The sequence below is a fragment of the Bacillus sp. CPT56D-587-MTF genome, from assembly GCF_058792335.1.
The window spans coordinates 3,323,998-3,340,815 of record NZ_JBYTEF010000001.1 but is presented as its reverse complement, the minus strand read 5'-3'; the positions used below and the strand labels follow the sequence as shown (position 1 = coordinate 3,340,815).

The following is a 16,818-nucleotide window of genomic DNA, read 5'->3' as shown; positions in this document are numbered from 1 at the left end:
AGGGGGGGGATAGGGTGAATACTACAGTTGAAAAACAGCAGATTATAACATCTAATACAGAGCAGTGGAAAATGTATTCAAAATTAGAAGGTAAGGAATATCAAATTCATATTTCAAAGCCGAGGCAACCAGCACCGGATTCAGGATATCCCGTTATTTACGTATTAGATGGCAATGCCTTTTTTCAAACATTTCATGAAGCAGTTAAAATACAATCAGTAAGAGCGGAAAAAACTGGTGTTTCACCAGCTGTTATAGTTGGAGTGGGTTATCCGATTGAAGGCGCATTTTCAGGGGAAGAAAGGTGCTATGATTTTACGCCTAGCGTAATTTCAAAAGATGCCCCTTTAAAACCAGACGGTAAACCGTGGCCTAAAACAGGAGGAGCACATAATTTCTTTACTTTTATTGAAGAAGAACTGAAACCACAAATTGAAAAGAATTTTGAGATTGATAAAAGTAAGCAAACGTTATTTGGACATTCTTTAGGTGGACTATTTGCTTTGCATATACTATTTACAAACTTAAACGCTTTTCAAAATTATTTTATTAGTAGTCCATCTATATGGTGGAATAATAAATCCGTTCTTGAAAAAGAAGAGAACCTTATACATGAATTAAACAATGCTAAGTTTGAAACAGGAGTGTTCCTTACAGTTGGATCACTTGAACGAGAGCATATGGTTGTAGGTGCAAATGAATTATCAGAGCGCCTTCTCCAAGTAAACCACGATAAACTTAAATTTAAGTTTTATGAAGCTGAAGGGGAGAATCATGCATCTGTTGTGCCGACGTCTTTAAGTAAAGGATTGAGGTTTATTAGTTACGTATAGGAAAAAAGGTTATGGATGAAACATTCCATAACCTTTTTTAATGTGTAGAATTGTCCTTTTCGAAAGTTTTGTTTCAACTTTTCGTCTAAAGAGACAAAAAGTTGTCACAAAACGGTCACAATTAGCATAAACATAAAATAGACGAAATGAACTTATTTCCAAAAAGGCTTGGTTTATTCCGATCATGATTTGTAGAGCTGAAAAAGTATGGATGAAAAGTTCACTATATTCCCAAGGAGGTAGATCGTATGAAAACTATTCTTGCTATCGCTGGACTTATTTGGGTTCTATCACATGGCATTCCAATTTATGAAGGAGAACAAATTCGCAGTGCTCTAAATAAAAATTTTAATGAATATCATATCATTGATCGGCAAGATAATGTTGTGACAGTTCGAGTAAATGACTGTTTTCATACGGTAACCGTTGAAGGAACTTCAGTAGTGAATGATACAAAAGTATGTGATCAGCAATAATTATATATGGAAAGAAAAAATTCTCGGGTTAAATATCTGAAAATTTAAATTAAAACATTATAGACGAAGAATAAGCGGGGGCGGGTAATCCCCGCTTATTCTTGTTTCACTTTATTGAATTTTGATGAGAGATATAATGATTTTTTGACAAAAAGGAAAGGGTATACTGAAAATTGAGATTAAGAAGCTAATGCGTTGTTAAGAATAATCATAAAGTGTAAATATACTCTTATGGGGTATCATGCGTAGATATTTAATGCTATAATTGGTATACTCATAAAAAACAATTGTTTTATTGGATGAAGAGAAACTTTAAGAAGGTGATAATATGGATCATAAAGAGCATGAAGCAGTAACACATAGATCAGAAAAAGAAAAAGAACAGATTATAAATAGATTAAAGAGAATTGAAGGACAGGTCCGCGGTATTCAAAACATGATTGAAAATGATCGTTATTGCGTAGATATTTTAGTGCAAATTTCAGCGATTAATGCAGCGATGAAAAAAGTAGGAATGGGCGTTCTCAAAAATCATACGAGTCATTGTGTTTCAGGAGCTATTAAAAATGGAAATGGTGACGAAGCAATTGAAGAATTAATGACAGTATTTGAACGTTTTTCAAAAGCGTAAAAACAAGCTAGTATTTAACTGGCTTGTTTTTTTGTTTACCCTCATATTGGATTTGGGTGTATTGTAGTGAAAAAGTGTGTGTAAAATAAACTTTTAGAAAATAATTGAAAAATCATGATACAAAACCATTTATTACCTTAGGGGGGTATGGTAAGATGTAATTGTGATTAACAAACAATGAATAAACAAGAGGAGGATTTTAAATGGAACAGTTAACATTACAGGTTGAAGGTATGTCTTGTGGACATTGTGTAAATGCTATCGAAAGCAGTGTGAAAGAGCTAAACGGTGTTGAACAAGTGAAGGTTCAATTAGCAGAAGGAACTGTTGAAGTTACTATCGACTCGTCTGCTGTAACATTAAAAGATATCGTTGCTGTAATCGAAGATCAAGGATACGATGTTCAATAATTATTTTTAGATATGGAAATAAATCGTACTTTAAATGAAGTACGATTTATTTTGCTAATCATTATACCTCATAAGGGTATATAGAGGTGAGAGACATGAATGAAAAAAAAGAGGCCAATCTTCAAATATCAGGAATGACATGTGCGGCATGTGCAAATAGAATTGAAAAAGGTCTAAAAAAAGTAGAAGGTGTTCATGAGGCAAATGTAAATTTTGCGCTTGAAAAAACAAAAATAATGTACGATCCAACTAAAACAAATCCGCAACAATTTAAAGAAAAAGTTGAATCATTAGGATATGGAATTGTAAGTGATAAAGCTGAATTTACTGTTTCAGGAATGACATGTGCAGCATGTGCAAATAGAGTTGAAAAGCGTTTAAATAAGTTAGATGGTGTGAACAAGGCGACAGTAAATTTTGCTTTAGAATCAGCCACAGTAGACTTTAACCCTGATGAAGTTAATGTAAATGAAATGAAGAGCGCGATTACGAAGCTAGGATATAAATTAGAAGTGAAACCAGATGATCAAGATGCATCAACTGATCATCGATTACAAGAAATTGAAAGACAAAAGAAGAAGTTTATTATTTCGTTTATTTTATCTTTCCCATTATTGTGGGCAATGGTTAGTCATTTCTCATTTACGTCATTTATTTATTTACCGGATATGTTAATGAACCCTTGGGTGCAACTAGCACTTGCAACTCCTGTTCAATTTATCATTGGTGGACAGTTTTATGTTGGGGCTTATAAAGCGTTACGCAATAAAAGTGCTAATATGGATGTTCTCGTGGCGCTTGGAACGTCGGCCGCGTACTTCTATAGTGTATATTTAAGTATTCAATCTATTGGTTCTTCGGAACATATGACAGATTTATATTTTGAAACGAGTGCGGTACTTATTACATTAATTATTTTAGGTAAATTATTTGAAGCGAAAGCAAAAGGGCGCTCATCAGAAGCAATTAAAAAATTGATGGGTTTACAAGCAAAGACAGCTACAGTTGTGCGAGATGGAACAGAAATAAAAATTTTGATTGAAGAAGTAGTAGCTGGTGATATCGTCTATGTAAAGCCTGGTGAAAAAATACCAGTAGATGGTGAGATTGTAGAAGGAAAGTCAGCAATTGATGAATCGATGTTAACGGGTGAAAGTATTCCTGTTGATAAGTCAATTGGGGATGTAGTAATAGGTTCGACAATAAATAAAAATGGATTTTTAAAAGTGAAAGCAACTAAGGTAGGAAGAGATACTGCATTAGCTCAAATTATTAAAGTAGTAGAAGAGGCACAAGGTTCAAAAGCTCCTATTCAAAGGGTAGCAGATCAAATTTCAGGTATTTTCGTACCGGTTGTAGTTGTGATTGCGATTATCACCTTTGCAGTATGGATGATATTTGTTACACCTGGTGATTTTGGCGGAGCACTTGAGAAAATGATAGCAGTACTTGTTATTGCTTGTCCATGTGCATTAGGTCTTGCAACGCCTACATCTATTATGGCAGGATCAGGAAGATCGGCTGAGTATGGTATTTTATTTAAAGGTGGAGAGCATTTAGAAGCAACGCACCGATTAGATACGGTTATTCTAGATAAAACGGGTACAGTGACAAATGGGAAGCCGGTATTAACAGATGTAATTGTAGCAGATGGATTCAATGAAAATGAACTGCTTAGATTAGTAGGGGCAGCAGAAAGAAATTCTGAACATCCGCTTGCAGAAGCGATTGTAGAAGGAATTAAAGAAAAGAAAATTGATATCCCAAGTTCAGAAACGTTTGAAGCGATTCCGGGATTTGGTATCGAATCAGTTGTAGAAGGAAAACACTTATTAATTGGTACACGTCGATTAATGAAGAAATTCAATATTGATATTGAAGAAGTTTCTAAATCAATGGAAGCGCTAGAACGAGAAGGAAAAACAGCAATGCTTATTGCAATCGATAAAGAATATGCTGGTATAGTTGCCGTTGCAGATACTGTGAAAGATACTTCAAAAGCAGCTATCGCAAGACTGAAAAAAATGGGTCTAGACGTTGTGATGATTACAGGAGATAATACACAAACTGCTCAGGCAATTGCAAAGCAAGTTGGTATTGATCACGTAATTGCAGAAGTATTGCCAGAAGGAAAAGCAGAAGAAGTGAAAAAACTGCAAGCAAATGGTAAGAAAGTAGCGATGGTTGGAGACGGGATAAATGATGCTCCTGCTCTTGCTACAGCGAACATTGGTATGGCAATTGGAACGGGAACGGATGTAGCGATGGAAGCAGCGGATATAACGTTAATCCGCGGTGACTTAAATAGTATTGCTGATGCGATATTTATGAGTAAAATGACGATAAGAAATATTAAACAAAATTTATTCTGGGCATTAGCTTATAACGCGTTAGGAATTCCAATTGCGGCATTAGGTTTCTTAGCCCCTTGGGTTGCTGGAGCAGCGATGGCATTTAGTTCTGTATCCGTTGTATTAAATGCATTACGATTACAAAGAGTTAAATTAAAACCTTAAAAAGCTACATTAAGTAATTGAATAGAATTAAAAAACAATACTTGAATAAGTATTGTTTTTTTCAGGCTGTGGAGAAAGTCTTCTCCACAGCCTGTTTTTGTGTCTGAACCTCTTTTTATGTGTCAACACTGATAAAAAAGAGGAAAAGGAGAGATTTTTTATGATGGGTGCTTTAAAAAATCATCGTGATGAGCGTGTATCTGTTTCTGTAGAAGAGTTGGTTCCACAAGATCATTTCCTTCGTGCAATTGAAGCGACAATTAGTTTTGATTTTATTGAAGAGAAGTTACGCCCTTATTACTGTGAAAACAATGGACGCCCGTCCATTCATCCTATTGTTTTATTTAAGATGATGTTTATTGGATATTTTTACGGTATTCGTTCTGAGCGTCAATTGGAAAAGGAAATTAAAACGAATATTGCCTACCGTTGGTTTTTAGGGTTTTCTCTATCGGATACTATTCCGGATCACTCTACAATCAGTTGGAATCGTCGTACTCGTTTTATTCATACAAATATTTTCGAAGAAATTTTTGATGAGATTGTGAGACAAGCGACGGAGCACCGGATGGTAGGAGGACGTGCACTGATGACAGATTCTACACATATTAAGGCCAATGCCAATAAAAATAAATTTGTACATAAATATAAAAAAGAAAAAGCAAAGTTTTATATAGACGAGCTAGAAGCTGCGGTAATCGAAGATCGTGAGGTACATGGAAAAAAGAATTAAAACCTAGAAAGGAAAGTGATACCCCTACCAAAAAAACTCGTATAAGTACAACGGATCCAGATAGTGGATTTTTAATGAGAGATGGAAAACCAAATGGTTTTCATTTCTTGGATCATCGTACGACTGATGCGAAGTACAATATTATTACAGATACCTATGTAACGGCTGGAAATATGGCAGATTCCGAGCCGTATTTAGCACGCCTCCAAGCTCAGATTGATAAATTCGACTTCAAAGTAGAAGCTGTTGCCCTTGATGCTGGCTATTTTACAGGATATATCTGTAAGAAACTATCAGAACGGAATATATTTATGGTGATGGGGTATCGCCGATTTGGAAAACGGAATAAAGAAGTACCGAAAAGCCAATTTAAATATGTAGAAGAAATGAATGTTTTCGCTTGTCCGATGGGATGTATTCTAGAATATGTAACAACTGATCGTGAAGGATACCGTCAATACAAATCGAATCCAGAAGACTGCGCTGTTTGTCCGTTACGTGAGGTGTGCTTTTCAAAGAAACAAAAACAAAAAGTTATCACTCATCATGTGTGGGAGAAATATAAGGATATTGCTAGAAAAAACAAGCTAACAGCTACAGGGAAAAGGTTGTATAAAGTACGCTGTTCCACTATAGAGCGAAGCTTTGCAGACGCCAAAGAACTACATGGCTACCGCTATGCCCGGTTTCGAGGGCTGAAGTCTGTCCAAATGCAAGCTTATCTCACCGCAGCTTGTCAAAACATGAAAAAAATAGCCCTCCACCTGACCAAAAAGGGTCAGGTGGAGGGCTATTTTTTAAAATTCTATTATTTTATGTTGTTTTTATTCGCTAAAATCAAAAAAGATTCCAGAGTGTTGGGAACCCTAAAGGGTTTCCCAACACTCTGTAAAAAACAATACTTGAATAAGTATTGTTTTTTTGTTCGTATAGAAATTAAAACGATATAATAAAGCAGAAATATAGAATCGTATGTAGTAGAAAAGTTAAGAGGTAGTTTGGTAAGGAGACTTATATATGTTAAAAGATATTATAATTAGAACATTCCAGAAAAAAGATTTAGATCAAGTATTACAATTGTTTTATGAAACAGTTCATACGGTTAATGCAAAAGATTATAATGAGTTACAGCTACAGGCGTGGGCACCGGAGCGACTAGATAGAGAAAATTGGTTACAGTCTTTAGAAAAGAATATTAGCTATGTAGCGGATCATAAAGGTATGATTGTGGAGTTTGGGGATTATAACGATGATCGTTACGTAGATCGTTTATTTACGCATAAAGATTATCAAGGGAAAAGGGTCGCTTCATACATACTACAGAAGTTAGAAAAAGAAGCAGTGAACTTGGGACATAGGGAGATATATACAGAGGCGAGCATTACCGCAAAACCTTTTTTTGAAAGTAAAGATTTTATTTGCATAAAAGAACAAAAGAAACAGCATAATGGTCAGATTTTTATTAATTATGTTATGAAAAAATATCCTTCTCATAAATGAGAAGGATATTTTTCATTATTTTACAGCTTCTTTTAGTTCTTTACCAGCTTTGAAAGCAGGTACTTTAGAAGCTGCGATTTGCATTTCTTCACCAGTTTGTGGGTTACGGCCTGTACGAGCAGCTCTTTCGCGAACTTCGAATGTACCGAATCCGATAAGTTGTACTTTTTCACCAGCAGCTAAAGTGTTAGTGATTGATTCTACTACAGTTTGTACAACTACAGTAGCTTCTTTTTGAGAAATCTCAGCATTTTGTGCTACGTTTTTAATTAATTCTGTTTTGTTCATGTTTTTCACCTCATATGTAAATAATGCTATTTAAGTTGTTATTATAACGTATAAAACATTCGAGAACAAGTGTACGTACATATATTCGCAAAAAAAATGAAATTTGTAATATTTTTAGGGTTCTTTATAGACATTCTATTTAAGCCGACAGAGATTTGTTCTTCATTTCAGTCTTCTCTTGATAAGAAGATAGTTTCTTATTATAAGATATGAAGTAAGGTAGTGCTACAAATAACATACCTCCTACTAAATTTCCAAAGAAAACAAAAATAAAGTTTGGAAAATATTCAGCCCAAGTGAAATGACCGGCAAAAATTGCGGCTGGGATGACAAACATATTTGCTACAACGTGTTGAAATCCAATCGCAACAAAAGTCATAACTGGGAACCAAATACCAATAATCTTTCCGATAAATTCTTTACTTCCCATACTGAGCCAAACAGCTAAACAAACGAGCCAATTACATCCGATTGCAGAAATAAATGCTTGCAATGGTGTATCTTGTAGTTTCGCTTGAGCGATAGAAATAGTTTTCGCTAAAAAAGCTCCTTCAGTTAAGCCAACGATATGGCCGAAAAAGTAGGCTGCAAATACAGCCCCTATGAAATTGCTAAACGTAACAATAACTAAATTTCGTATGAAATGAAATAAAGTAATTTTCTTTTGAAGCCAAGCCATAGAAACTGTCATCATGTTACCAGTTACTAGTTCACCGCCTGCAAGAATAACGAGAATAAGACCGATAGGGAATACAGCAGCGCCTAGAAAACTAGTAAATGATCCCCAATATTTTGGCATTGTTCCAATAACATGAATATCGAGTAAATACCCTAATGCGATAAAAGCACCGCCAAAAAAACCGAGAATTAGCATAGGGAGTAATGATAAATGAGCTTTTTTCCTTCCGGAATTCGCAGCAAGTTCCGTAATTTCTTCTGGTGTAAATACAGACATGAATAACCCCTCCGTAATAAAATGATGGAATGAATAGAAAAAGATTCGAAAATATATGTATTATAAAAATATGGTATGACTTCTGTATAAAATTGTCAAAGTGAATAGGGAGGAAATTACATATTAATAACATTGTTCATGTTGTCACATTAATGTAACAATAAGGATTTAAAGTGTTTCTAGAGGTGAAAACATGAATACGAATCATGTAAAAAAAGAACGAAAAAAATCAATCGTAAAGATATTTATTATTAGTTTTATAAGTATATTAATGATACTAGTAAGTTTGTATTATTATGCGACAGAAATAGAACGAAAACTAGTAACAGTTACATGGAATGAAATAGAAGCTTCTGCAATTCCTAAAGAATTTAATAATAAAAAAATATTACAGTTTTCAGATGTACATTTAGGGCCAGAGTTTACATTGAAGCAACTTGAACATTTGGTGGAGAAGATGAATGAATTACATCCAGATATAGTAGTTTTTACCGGAGATTTAATAGATAAATTTGGTTCTTATAGTGCAGAAAGAGAGGGAGCGAAGGCTATTTTGCAGAAAATTTATGCTCCCTTAGGGAAATATGCTGTGTTTGGGAATCATGATAGGGGTGGGGGCGGTAGTTTATTTTACAAAAAATATATCGAGGAAGCTGGTTTTTCTGTATTAGTAAATGAAGTGCAGAAAATTAAAGTGGAAAACGGCAAATATATTACAATATCAGGTTTGGATGATTTTCTATTAGGGAAGCCGAAAATAGATTCAACTTTAAAAAACTTGAAACAAAATGATTTCAACATGTTATTAGTACATGAGCCGGATGTTGTAACCAAAATAAATCGTTACCCAGTTGATCTTCAACTGTCAGGACATAGTCACGGGGGACAAGTCCAAATCCCTTTTGTAGGTCCGTTAATTACTACCAAACTAGCTGAGAGTTATGTTGAAGGTATGTATGAAGTGGAGGGGAAGAGTAAGCAGTTATATTTATATGTAAATCGTGGTATTGGGACTACTAGGATGCCTGTTAGATTTTGTAGTGTACCTGAACTTTCAGTTTTTGTGTTGAAGCAAAAGAGTGACTAGAATATTTAACAATATGATTCGGAGGAACGTGCGATGTTGGGCGATGGAAAACAGTTTCTTAAAACTTTAGATGTGACAAAGTAATTTTCATAAATAAAAAACAACAATAGGACCTATAAAGGGTCCTATTGCTGTTTTTATCCTGCATTGATTGCCCATAAATGTCCGATTGATGGGGGCTAATTATAGTTTTACTTTGTTATTTTTGCAAGGAAAGACCATCAAAATATGTTCTATAGTTATTTGAGAATTCGAAGTTGTTTTTTGCATCCCAATTAATAGACCAAGACATTAGGCCGCGGAATGCAGGATAGCCACTCTGGTTAGAAAGTTTATACTTTCCTCCGAACGGAACTCCTTTAATGATATAATTTAAAGCTTTTTTCATTTCAGTTGGCGAAATGTATCCACCACTTGGAGCTGCCGCTGGTGCTGCTGGAAGCCCAATCATGACTTGATCTGAACGAAGAGCTGGGAAAATGTTATTTGCATTACCACCTACAGGAAAGCCATGTAAGAGCATATCTGCCATAGCGACCTCGTAGTCTGCAGTACCTTGATTGTAGTTATTACCGTCCATTCCAATCCCGCTACCAGCGTTGTAGTGTTGAACATGAATGTATGTTAGTTTATCTTTCACTCCGTAAATAATTGGTAAATATGCACTCCATATGCTTCCATATGCGCTATAACCGCCTTGAACATAAGCTGTTTCAGGAGCCATGCTTAATAGAAAATCTGGACCATAATGATCTGAGATTGTTCGAATAGCTGATATAAGATTTACGATTTGGGGAGTAGTTGGATTTTTGAAATTAGTATCATTTCCGTTTAAGTAAATACCTGATTCAAGGTCAATATCTATTCCATCAAAACCGTATTTATCGATTAGAGACTGTATGGAATTAATAAAACGATCCTTAGCGGCATTGTCAGGAAGTAAAACGACTCCATTTTGTCCACCTATTGAAAGAACTACTTTCTTTCCTTTACTTTTTAAATAAGAAATATCTGATTTGAAGTCTGCATCTGTACCATACACAGGAGAAAATTCAACAGTGGAACGATCACCACCAGTTTCACCAAAAGATACATTGATTACATCCCATTTTGGTGAAACGTCTTTTAATTTAATAATGCCAGTACCGTTATCAAAGTTATGCCAATATCCAACGAGTAATTTTGAACCTAAATTGTTTGCTGCTTGTGCTTGGAAAGGGGATAGCGGTAGAAGTAAGAACATTACTAAAATACAACAAAAAAATTTGAACTTGTTTAACATATCAACACTCCTATACAAAAAGTTGTCTAGATGTATAATCTTGTTTATTTAATAATATCTGAAAATTCTTTCTTTTGTAAAGGGACTATAATTTTCTCAACAATTGTGTATGGGAAAGTATTAAACCTAATGTAATAATTTTTGAAGAAGGTTGAATTGTAATTGTTAAATTCAGAATATTTTGATATATTTTAACGTATAGAACAAAATCTTTCGCACAGTACTCTTACATAAGTTTCAAAATTTAGTTTGGAAGGGGATGTACAAGATTTGGATAAAAATCTAAAGAAAGACCTCAAAATACGCCACATTACAATGATTTCAATTGGCGGCGTAATAGGGGCTGGTTTGTTTGTTGGAAGTGGTGCAGTTGTACATTCGGCAGGACCAGGTTCTATCGTTTCATATGCATTAGCAGGACTTCTAGTCATTTTCGTCATGAGAATGCTAGGAGAAATGGCAGCTGTTAATCCGACAAGTGGTTCATTTGCAACGTATGCAAGAGAAGCGATTGGTCCTTGGGCGGGTTATACAATAGGCTGGTTATACTGGTTTTTTTGGGTAATTGTTATTGCAATAGAAGCCACAGCAGGTGCTGGTATTATCCAATATTGGATTCCAGAAATACCGCTTTGGTTATTAAGTTTAATATTAACAATTTTATTAACGCTGACGAACGTTTTTTCGGTGAAATCATTTGGAGAGTTTGAATATTGGTTTTCTTTTATTAAAGTAATAAGTATTGTTTTGTTCCTTTGTCTAGGTCTTGCTGTTATTTTAGGATTTGTTCCAGGAACAGAAGCACCCGGCACTTCGAATTTAATTGGACAAGGTGGATTTATGCCAAACGGTATAAGTTCGGTCCTGCTTGGAATTACTGTTGTTATATTTTCATTTATGGGATCAGAGATTGTAGCAGTAGCCGCAGGTGAATCTGCAGAACCTGTAAAAGCAGTAAAAACAGCAACAAACAGTGTGATTTGGCGTATTCTTGTATTTTTTATTGGGTCTATAGCAGTAGTTGTTACGCTACTGCCATGGAATTCAGCAAACATATTAAAAAGTCCATTTGTAGCTGTACTTGAACATATAGGAATACCAGCGGCAGCACAAATTATGAATTTTATCGTTTTAACAGCTGTACTTTCTTGCTTAAATTCAGGCTTATATACAAATTCAAGAATGCTTTTTTCAATGGCAGAAAGAGGAGATGCTCCAAAGTCATTTTTAAAATTGAACAGTAGTGGTGTTCCCGTTCGAGCGGTTTTATTTGGAACTTTCTTCGCTTATATTGGAGTTGTGTTTAGTTACATTTCTCCAGATAAAGTCTTTTTGTTTTTAGTGAATGCATCTGGCGGGATTGCGTTACTAGTTTATCTCGTTATTGCAGTTTCGCATTTAAAGATGCGTAAAAAAATGGGGAAAGTAGAACAACAAAATTTGAAAGTGAAAATGTGGCTTTTTCCGTATGTAACGTATGTTACAATTGCTGCTATTATAGCAGTTTTAGTTGCGATGTTCGCAATTGATACTTTACGTTCACAAGCATTTTTAACAATGTTTGTTACAGTTCTTATCATACTTTCTTATTTTATTTTTAATAGAAATAAAAATAGCACAGTTTTGCATCCTAAAAGTAAGAATGAGGAATCTGTTCGATTCTAATTTTCTTATTTTCGAAGAGAGTTACACCCAATCATTGCTATAAAAGAATCATATATAATCATAGAAACAAGTAATTACTATTGTCATAGTGAATATAAACTTTTTTCTTGACTTTTTATACGAAGGCGAGCAAAATGGTAAAAAAGGAAGGGGGGATGATGATGGAAGAGTACGTATTAGAGCTGTATAACCTGTTATATACGACAGAATGGCAAGATATTGTTTCGTTTCTAGGAATCGTATTTTGCATGAAAATTGTAATTGTATATATGGAAGAGCAAGGTATGTTCTATTCCTTCTCATCTCCGTTCGATGTGCAGCGCGAGCCGTTGCTAAACTATGCCAATGTGAATTACGAACAATTTCCTTTTGTAGTTTTCTTTATGATTCGATTTATTACAGCAATTGTAAGGAAAAAGGAAAGTGATGATGAAGAGTGCCACGCAACTTGTAAGGTAGCTAACGTTTTTTAAGCTAAATACAAGGAGGAGATTTATATGTGGTTTCGATTTCTTATGATTGGTTTCTTTTCATTAACAGCAATTTCATTAATGGGATATCAAGTGTCTGAAATTTTTCAAGCATATAGCGATACATTTTTTAACAAAAACTAATCGCATTGCTATTTGAATAATAAAGCGATAAAATCCTTCTTAAGAAGTTTTATTAAGAAGGATTTTTTTCTTTGTCTGGTCTTGCTGTGTCAAACTATTGTCACATTTACACTGTGAATAATATGTTAAAATAGTGAGGTTATGTATACATACTTGAAGGAAGAGGGAGTGACCATTTTGGTGGATCAATCAACAAATCAGAAAAGCTATGCTCCTATTGTGATAACGCTTTCTGTAATTGTAAATGCGATTATTTTATTTTTGTTCTTTGGACCTGTTGGCTATGAAGGAGAAGTACATTTTGATGTAACGATTTTACCAATGTTAAACGCGATTTTTAATAGCTTTACGTTCGTATTTTTATTAGCAGCGTTATTCTCTATTATTAAAAAGAATGTGAAAATGCATCGTGGTTTTATCCTTGCAGCATTTACGACAACTTTACTATTTTGTGTGTCGTATTTATCGTATCATTACTTAGCACCGGCAACACATTTTGGCGGAGAAGGATTCATTAAATATGTGTATTTCATCATTTTAATTACACATATTATCCTAGCAGCAATTATCGTACCACTTGCATTGTTTGCGCTTGTATTTGGTTTTACAAATCAATTAACACGTCACCGTAAAATTGTACGTTGGACGATGCCGATTTGGTTATATGTAAGTTTATCTGGTGTTATTGTTTACTTAATGATCTCACCTTATTACCAATAAAAAAATCTCAGCCTGTAGGCTGGGATTTTTTTATTAAGCAAATATTTTTGTGAAATGAAAAAAATATGGTATACAAAAGTATAGTTGCTTTTCATATAGAAGGGATGGTAAAGAAATATGCAAAATTTTGTATTTCGTAATCCAACGAAACTTATTTTCGGTAAAGGTCAATTAGAACAGTTAAAAACTGAAATTCCACAGTTCGGTAAAAAAGTTCTTCTCGTATACGGGGGAGGCAGCATTAAAAGAAACGGTATTTATGATAATGTAATTTCTATTTTAAAGGATATTAATGCAGAAGTATTTGAATTAACAGGTGTTGAACCGAATCCACGTGTATCAACTGTAAAGAAAGGGATTCAAATTTGTAAAGAGAATGGTGTTGAATTTATTTTAGCAGTTGGTGGAGGAAGTGTAATCGACTGTACGAAGGCAATTGCAGCTGGTAGTAAGTACGATGGAGATGTATGGGATATTGTAACGAAAAAAACATTTGCTAATGAGGCATTACCATTTGGTACTGTACTTACTCTTGCAGCAACAGGATCTGAAATGAATGCAGGCTCGGTAATTACAAACTGGGAAACGAATGAAAAGTATGGATGGGGTAGCCCGGTTACTTTCCCGCAGTTTTCGATTTTAGATCCAGTTCATACTACTTCTGTACCGAAAGATCAAACAATTTACGGTATGGTAGATATTATGTCGCACGTATTAGAACAATATTTCCATCATGGAACGAATACAGAACTACAAGATCGTTATTGTGAAGCTGTTTTAAAAACAGTAATTGAGACAGCTCCTAAGCTTTTAAGTGATTTAGAAAATTATGAGCATAGAGAAACTATTTTATATTGTGGTACTATGGCGTTAAACGGCATTTTAGCAATGGGAGTAAAAGGAGATTGGGCGACTCATAATATTGAGCATGCAGTTTCTGCTGTTCATGATATACCACACGGGGGTGGCCTTGCGATTTTATTCCCGAACTGGATGAAGCATGTTGTAGAGGGAAATGTAAGTCGTTTTAAACAGTTTGCTATTCGAGTATTCAATGTAGAAACAGATGGAAAGACTGATCGAGAAATTGCGTTAGAAGGAATTCAGGCGTTACGTCAATTTTGGACTTCAATTGAGGCGCCAGTAACATTATCTGATTACGCTATTGGAGAAAATGAAATTGATTTAATGGCGGATAAAGCGATGGCGTATGGTGAATTTGGTAACTTTAAAAAATTAAATAAAGATGATGTTTTAAGTATATATAAAGCTTCTTTATAAGTGAATTTAGAAAAGAAATCTATTTGATTGTTTGATCGAATAGGTTTCTTTTTTTGCTGTTTATAAATGTTTGTGGATGTTTTTGATTATTTTTGATTGTTTATGGTTGATTTTTGTGACCGTTTTCATTATACTGTAATCAAAGAAGAGGTGAATAAAATGTTAACTCCTGAACGTCATCAAATGATATTGCAACTTGTAAAAGAACAGAAAGTTGTAAAATTACAGCAATTAGTTGAAAGAACAGAAAGCTCTGAGTCGACAATTCGCCGTGATTTAGCACAATTGGAAAAGCAAAGGTTATTAAAAAGAGTTCATGGTGGTGCCGCTGTTTTAACAGGAAAAGGGCAAGAACCAACGATGGTCGAAAAATCATCCAAAAACATTCAAATAAAACAACAAATTGCTAAGTATGCGGCTAGCGTTATTGAACAAGGTGATTGTATTTATTTAGATGCAGGAAGTACAACATTTGAAATGATTCCATTTTTAATAAATAAAGATGTTACTGTCGTTACGAATGGACTTATGCATATTGAAGCTTTAGTTGAAAATAATATTCGTGCGTATTTACTAGGCGGAATGATGAAGAGTAGGACGAAAGCTTTAATCGGTGCTATGGCACAGGAAAGTATGCAGAAGTATCGTTTTGATAAATGTTTTTTAGGTGCAAATGGTGTACATGAACAGCTTGGCTTTACAACGCCAGATCCAGAAGAAGCGCTCTTAAAACAAATGGCATTAACATTAGCAAACGAAGGATATTTCTTAATTGATGAAAGTAAGTTTTCAGAAGTTGCGTTTGCGAAAATTGCAAATGTTGAAGATGCAAATATTATTACAAACCATTTAGAAATTGATTTAGAAAAATATAAACAACAAACCAATGTAATTGAGGCTGATAAACAATGATCTATACAGTTACTTTAAACCCATCTATTGATTATGTAGTGCAAGTTTCTTCCTTTGATTTAGGAACAATAAATCGAGCGGAAAAAGATATGAAGTTTCCTGGAGGAAAAGGAATTAATGTTTCTCGTGTTCTTCAGCGTTTAGGTGTTAAAAATATAGCACTTGGATTTACTGGTGGATTTACTGGTCAATTTATTAAAGAGGTATTACAGACGGAAGGTGTAACAACAAACTTCGTCCAAGTAGATGAAGATACTCGCATTAATGTGAAAATAAAAGGGGAAGAAGAAACAGAATTAAATGGCCAAGGTCCTATTGTAACAAAAGAGCAGTTCGAACAGTTAATGAAAAAAATTGAGAGTATGCAACCTGGAGATTGTGTTGTACTTGCTGGGAGTGTACCAGTTTCTATTCCAAGTACCTTTTACGAATCAATTGCTGCGTTTGGAGCTGAAAAAGGTATTCGTGTAGTAGTAGATGCAAGTGGAAGTGCACTGCAACATGTAATTAAAAATAAGCCATTTTTAATTAAGCCAAACCACCATGAACTTGGTGAGTTGTTTGGAGTGGAGCTTTCAACAGTAGAGGACGTTTTACCTTATGGAAGAAAATTAATTGAACAAGGTGTAAAACACGTTATCGTATCGATGGCTGGAGAGGGGGCTTTATTATTTACGGCAGAAGGTATATATGAAGCGACTGTTCCAAAAGGTGTTGTAATTAATTCAGTTGGGGCCGGGGATTCTCTTGTTGCAGGGTTTGTAGGCAAATATGAACAGACAAAAGATATTGAAAAGGCATTTCAATACGGCGTTGCAACAGGGAGTGCAACAGCATTTTCAGCTGATTTATGTAAGAAGGAAAAAGTAGAAGAATTATTGTCGCAAGTAATTGTAGCTAAGCGATAGGGGGAAG

At 34.6% G+C, this 16,818-nt stretch carries 16 protein-coding genes and 1 pseudogene; 14 read left to right on the top strand and 3 right to left on the bottom strand.

Annotated features, from left to right (window positions below; all coding sequences use genetic code 11):
• Positions 1 to 14: 14 nt before the first annotated feature.
• The 7 genes and pseudogenes from AC3WVZ_RS17190 (at position 15) to AC3WVZ_RS17160 (ending at position 7,099) form a co-directional block, all read left to right on the top strand.
• Complete coding sequence (locus AC3WVZ_RS17190; RefSeq protein WP_031312077.1) at positions 15 to 833, top strand: alpha/beta hydrolase; 819 nt, start codon at positions 15 to 17, stop codon at positions 831 to 833.
• Between the two features lie 248 nt (positions 834 to 1,081).
• The gene (locus tag AC3WVZ_RS17185) at positions 1,082 to 1,309 is read left to right on the top strand and encodes a hypothetical protein (protein ID WP_000849103.1); all 228 of its coding nucleotides are present in this window, start codon (positions 1,082 to 1,084) and stop codon (positions 1,307 to 1,309) included.
• Between the two features lie 328 nt (positions 1,310 to 1,637).
• Positions 1,638 to 1,940 carry a metal-sensing transcriptional repressor gene (locus AC3WVZ_RS17180; RefSeq protein ID WP_000349637.1) on the top strand — a complete coding sequence of 101 codons (303 nt, stop codon included), beginning with the start codon at positions 1,638 to 1,640 and terminating at the stop codon, positions 1,938 to 1,940.
• Between the two features lie 203 nt (positions 1,941 to 2,143).
• Positions 2,144 to 2,350 (top strand): copper chaperone CopZ, encoded by a 207-nt coding sequence (copZ, locus tag AC3WVZ_RS17175; protein WP_000436973.1) that lies wholly within the window; start codon positions 2,144 to 2,146, stop codon positions 2,348 to 2,350.
• Positions 2,351 to 2,445: 95 nt separating this feature from the next.
• Positions 2,446 to 4,866 carry a heavy metal translocating P-type ATPase gene (locus AC3WVZ_RS17170; protein ID WP_001003178.1) on the top strand — a complete coding sequence of 807 codons (2,421 nt, stop codon included), beginning with the start codon at positions 2,446 to 2,448 and terminating at the stop codon, positions 4,864 to 4,866.
• Positions 4,867 to 5,026: 160 nt separating this feature from the next.
• Positions 5,027 to 6,396, top strand: a pseudogene (locus AC3WVZ_RS17165) (IS1182-like element ISBth7 family transposase); the annotation flags it as partial.
• A 220-nt stretch (positions 6,397 to 6,616) separates the two neighbouring features.
• Complete coding sequence (locus tag AC3WVZ_RS17160; protein WP_233935194.1) at positions 6,617 to 7,099, top strand: GNAT family N-acetyltransferase; 483 nt, start codon at positions 6,617 to 6,619, stop codon at positions 7,097 to 7,099.
• A gap of 15 nt (positions 7,100 to 7,114) precedes the next feature.
• Here AC3WVZ_RS17160 and AC3WVZ_RS17155 read toward each other — a convergent pair whose 3' ends face one another.
• On the bottom strand, positions 7,115 to 7,387 hold the full coding sequence (locus AC3WVZ_RS17155) for an HU family DNA-binding protein (protein WP_001043904.1): 273 nt from the start codon (positions 7,385 to 7,387) through the stop codon (positions 7,115 to 7,117).
• Positions 7,388 to 7,526: 139 nt separating this feature from the next.
• Positions 7,527 to 8,342, bottom strand: coding sequence for a formate/nitrite transporter family protein (locus AC3WVZ_RS17150; protein WP_063220796.1), 816 nt, complete (start codon positions 8,340 to 8,342; stop codon positions 7,527 to 7,529).
• A gap of 193 nt (positions 8,343 to 8,535) precedes the next feature.
• Here AC3WVZ_RS17150 and AC3WVZ_RS17145 point away from each other — a divergent pair, with 193 nt between their 5' ends.
• Complete coding sequence (locus AC3WVZ_RS17145) at positions 8,536 to 9,429, top strand: metallophosphoesterase (protein WP_001095335.1); 894 nt, start codon at positions 8,536 to 8,538, stop codon at positions 9,427 to 9,429.
• Positions 9,430 to 9,628: 199 nt separating this feature from the next.
• On the opposite strand, the gene AC3WVZ_RS17140 is transcribed toward AC3WVZ_RS17145, so the two are convergent.
• Positions 9,629 to 10,711, bottom strand: coding sequence for a chitinase (locus AC3WVZ_RS17140; RefSeq protein WP_233935192.1), 1,083 nt, complete (start codon positions 10,709 to 10,711; stop codon positions 9,629 to 9,631).
• Between the two features lie 270 nt (positions 10,712 to 10,981).
• On the opposite strand from AC3WVZ_RS17140, the gene gabP reads away from it, so the two are divergent.
• The 6 genes from gabP (at position 10,982) to pfkB (ending at position 16,811) form a co-directional block, all read left to right on the top strand.
• Entirely contained in the window at positions 10,982 to 12,376 is a 1,395-nt protein-coding gene (gene gabP, locus AC3WVZ_RS17135) for a GABA permease (RefSeq protein WP_233935191.1), read from the top strand.
• A gap of 134 nt (positions 12,377 to 12,510) precedes the next feature.
• Complete coding sequence (locus AC3WVZ_RS17130; RefSeq protein ID WP_002041693.1) at positions 12,511 to 12,849, top strand: hypothetical protein; 339 nt, start codon at positions 12,511 to 12,513, stop codon at positions 12,847 to 12,849.
• 318 nt (positions 12,850 to 13,167) lie between these two features.
• On the top strand, positions 13,168 to 13,710 hold the full coding sequence (locus AC3WVZ_RS17125) for a DUF420 domain-containing protein (RefSeq protein WP_000228315.1): 543 nt from the start codon (positions 13,168 to 13,170) through the stop codon (positions 13,708 to 13,710).
• A 117-nt stretch (positions 13,711 to 13,827) separates the two neighbouring features.
• On the top strand, positions 13,828 to 14,991 hold the full coding sequence (locus AC3WVZ_RS17120) for an iron-containing alcohol dehydrogenase (protein WP_001179093.1): 1,164 nt from the start codon (positions 13,828 to 13,830) through the stop codon (positions 14,989 to 14,991).
• 159 nt (positions 14,992 to 15,150) lie between these two features.
• Positions 15,151 to 15,903, top strand: a complete 753-nt coding sequence (locus tag AC3WVZ_RS17115; protein WP_000957279.1) for a DeoR/GlpR family DNA-binding transcription regulator — start codon at positions 15,151 to 15,153, stop codon at positions 15,901 to 15,903.
• Positions 15,900 to 16,811, top strand: a complete 912-nt coding sequence (gene pfkB / locus AC3WVZ_RS17110) for a 1-phosphofructokinase (protein ID WP_000640859.1) — start codon at positions 15,900 to 15,902, stop codon at positions 16,809 to 16,811. The genes AC3WVZ_RS17115 and pfkB overlap by 4 nt, the downstream gene beginning before the upstream one ends.
• Positions 16,812 to 16,818 lie beyond the last annotated feature (7 nt).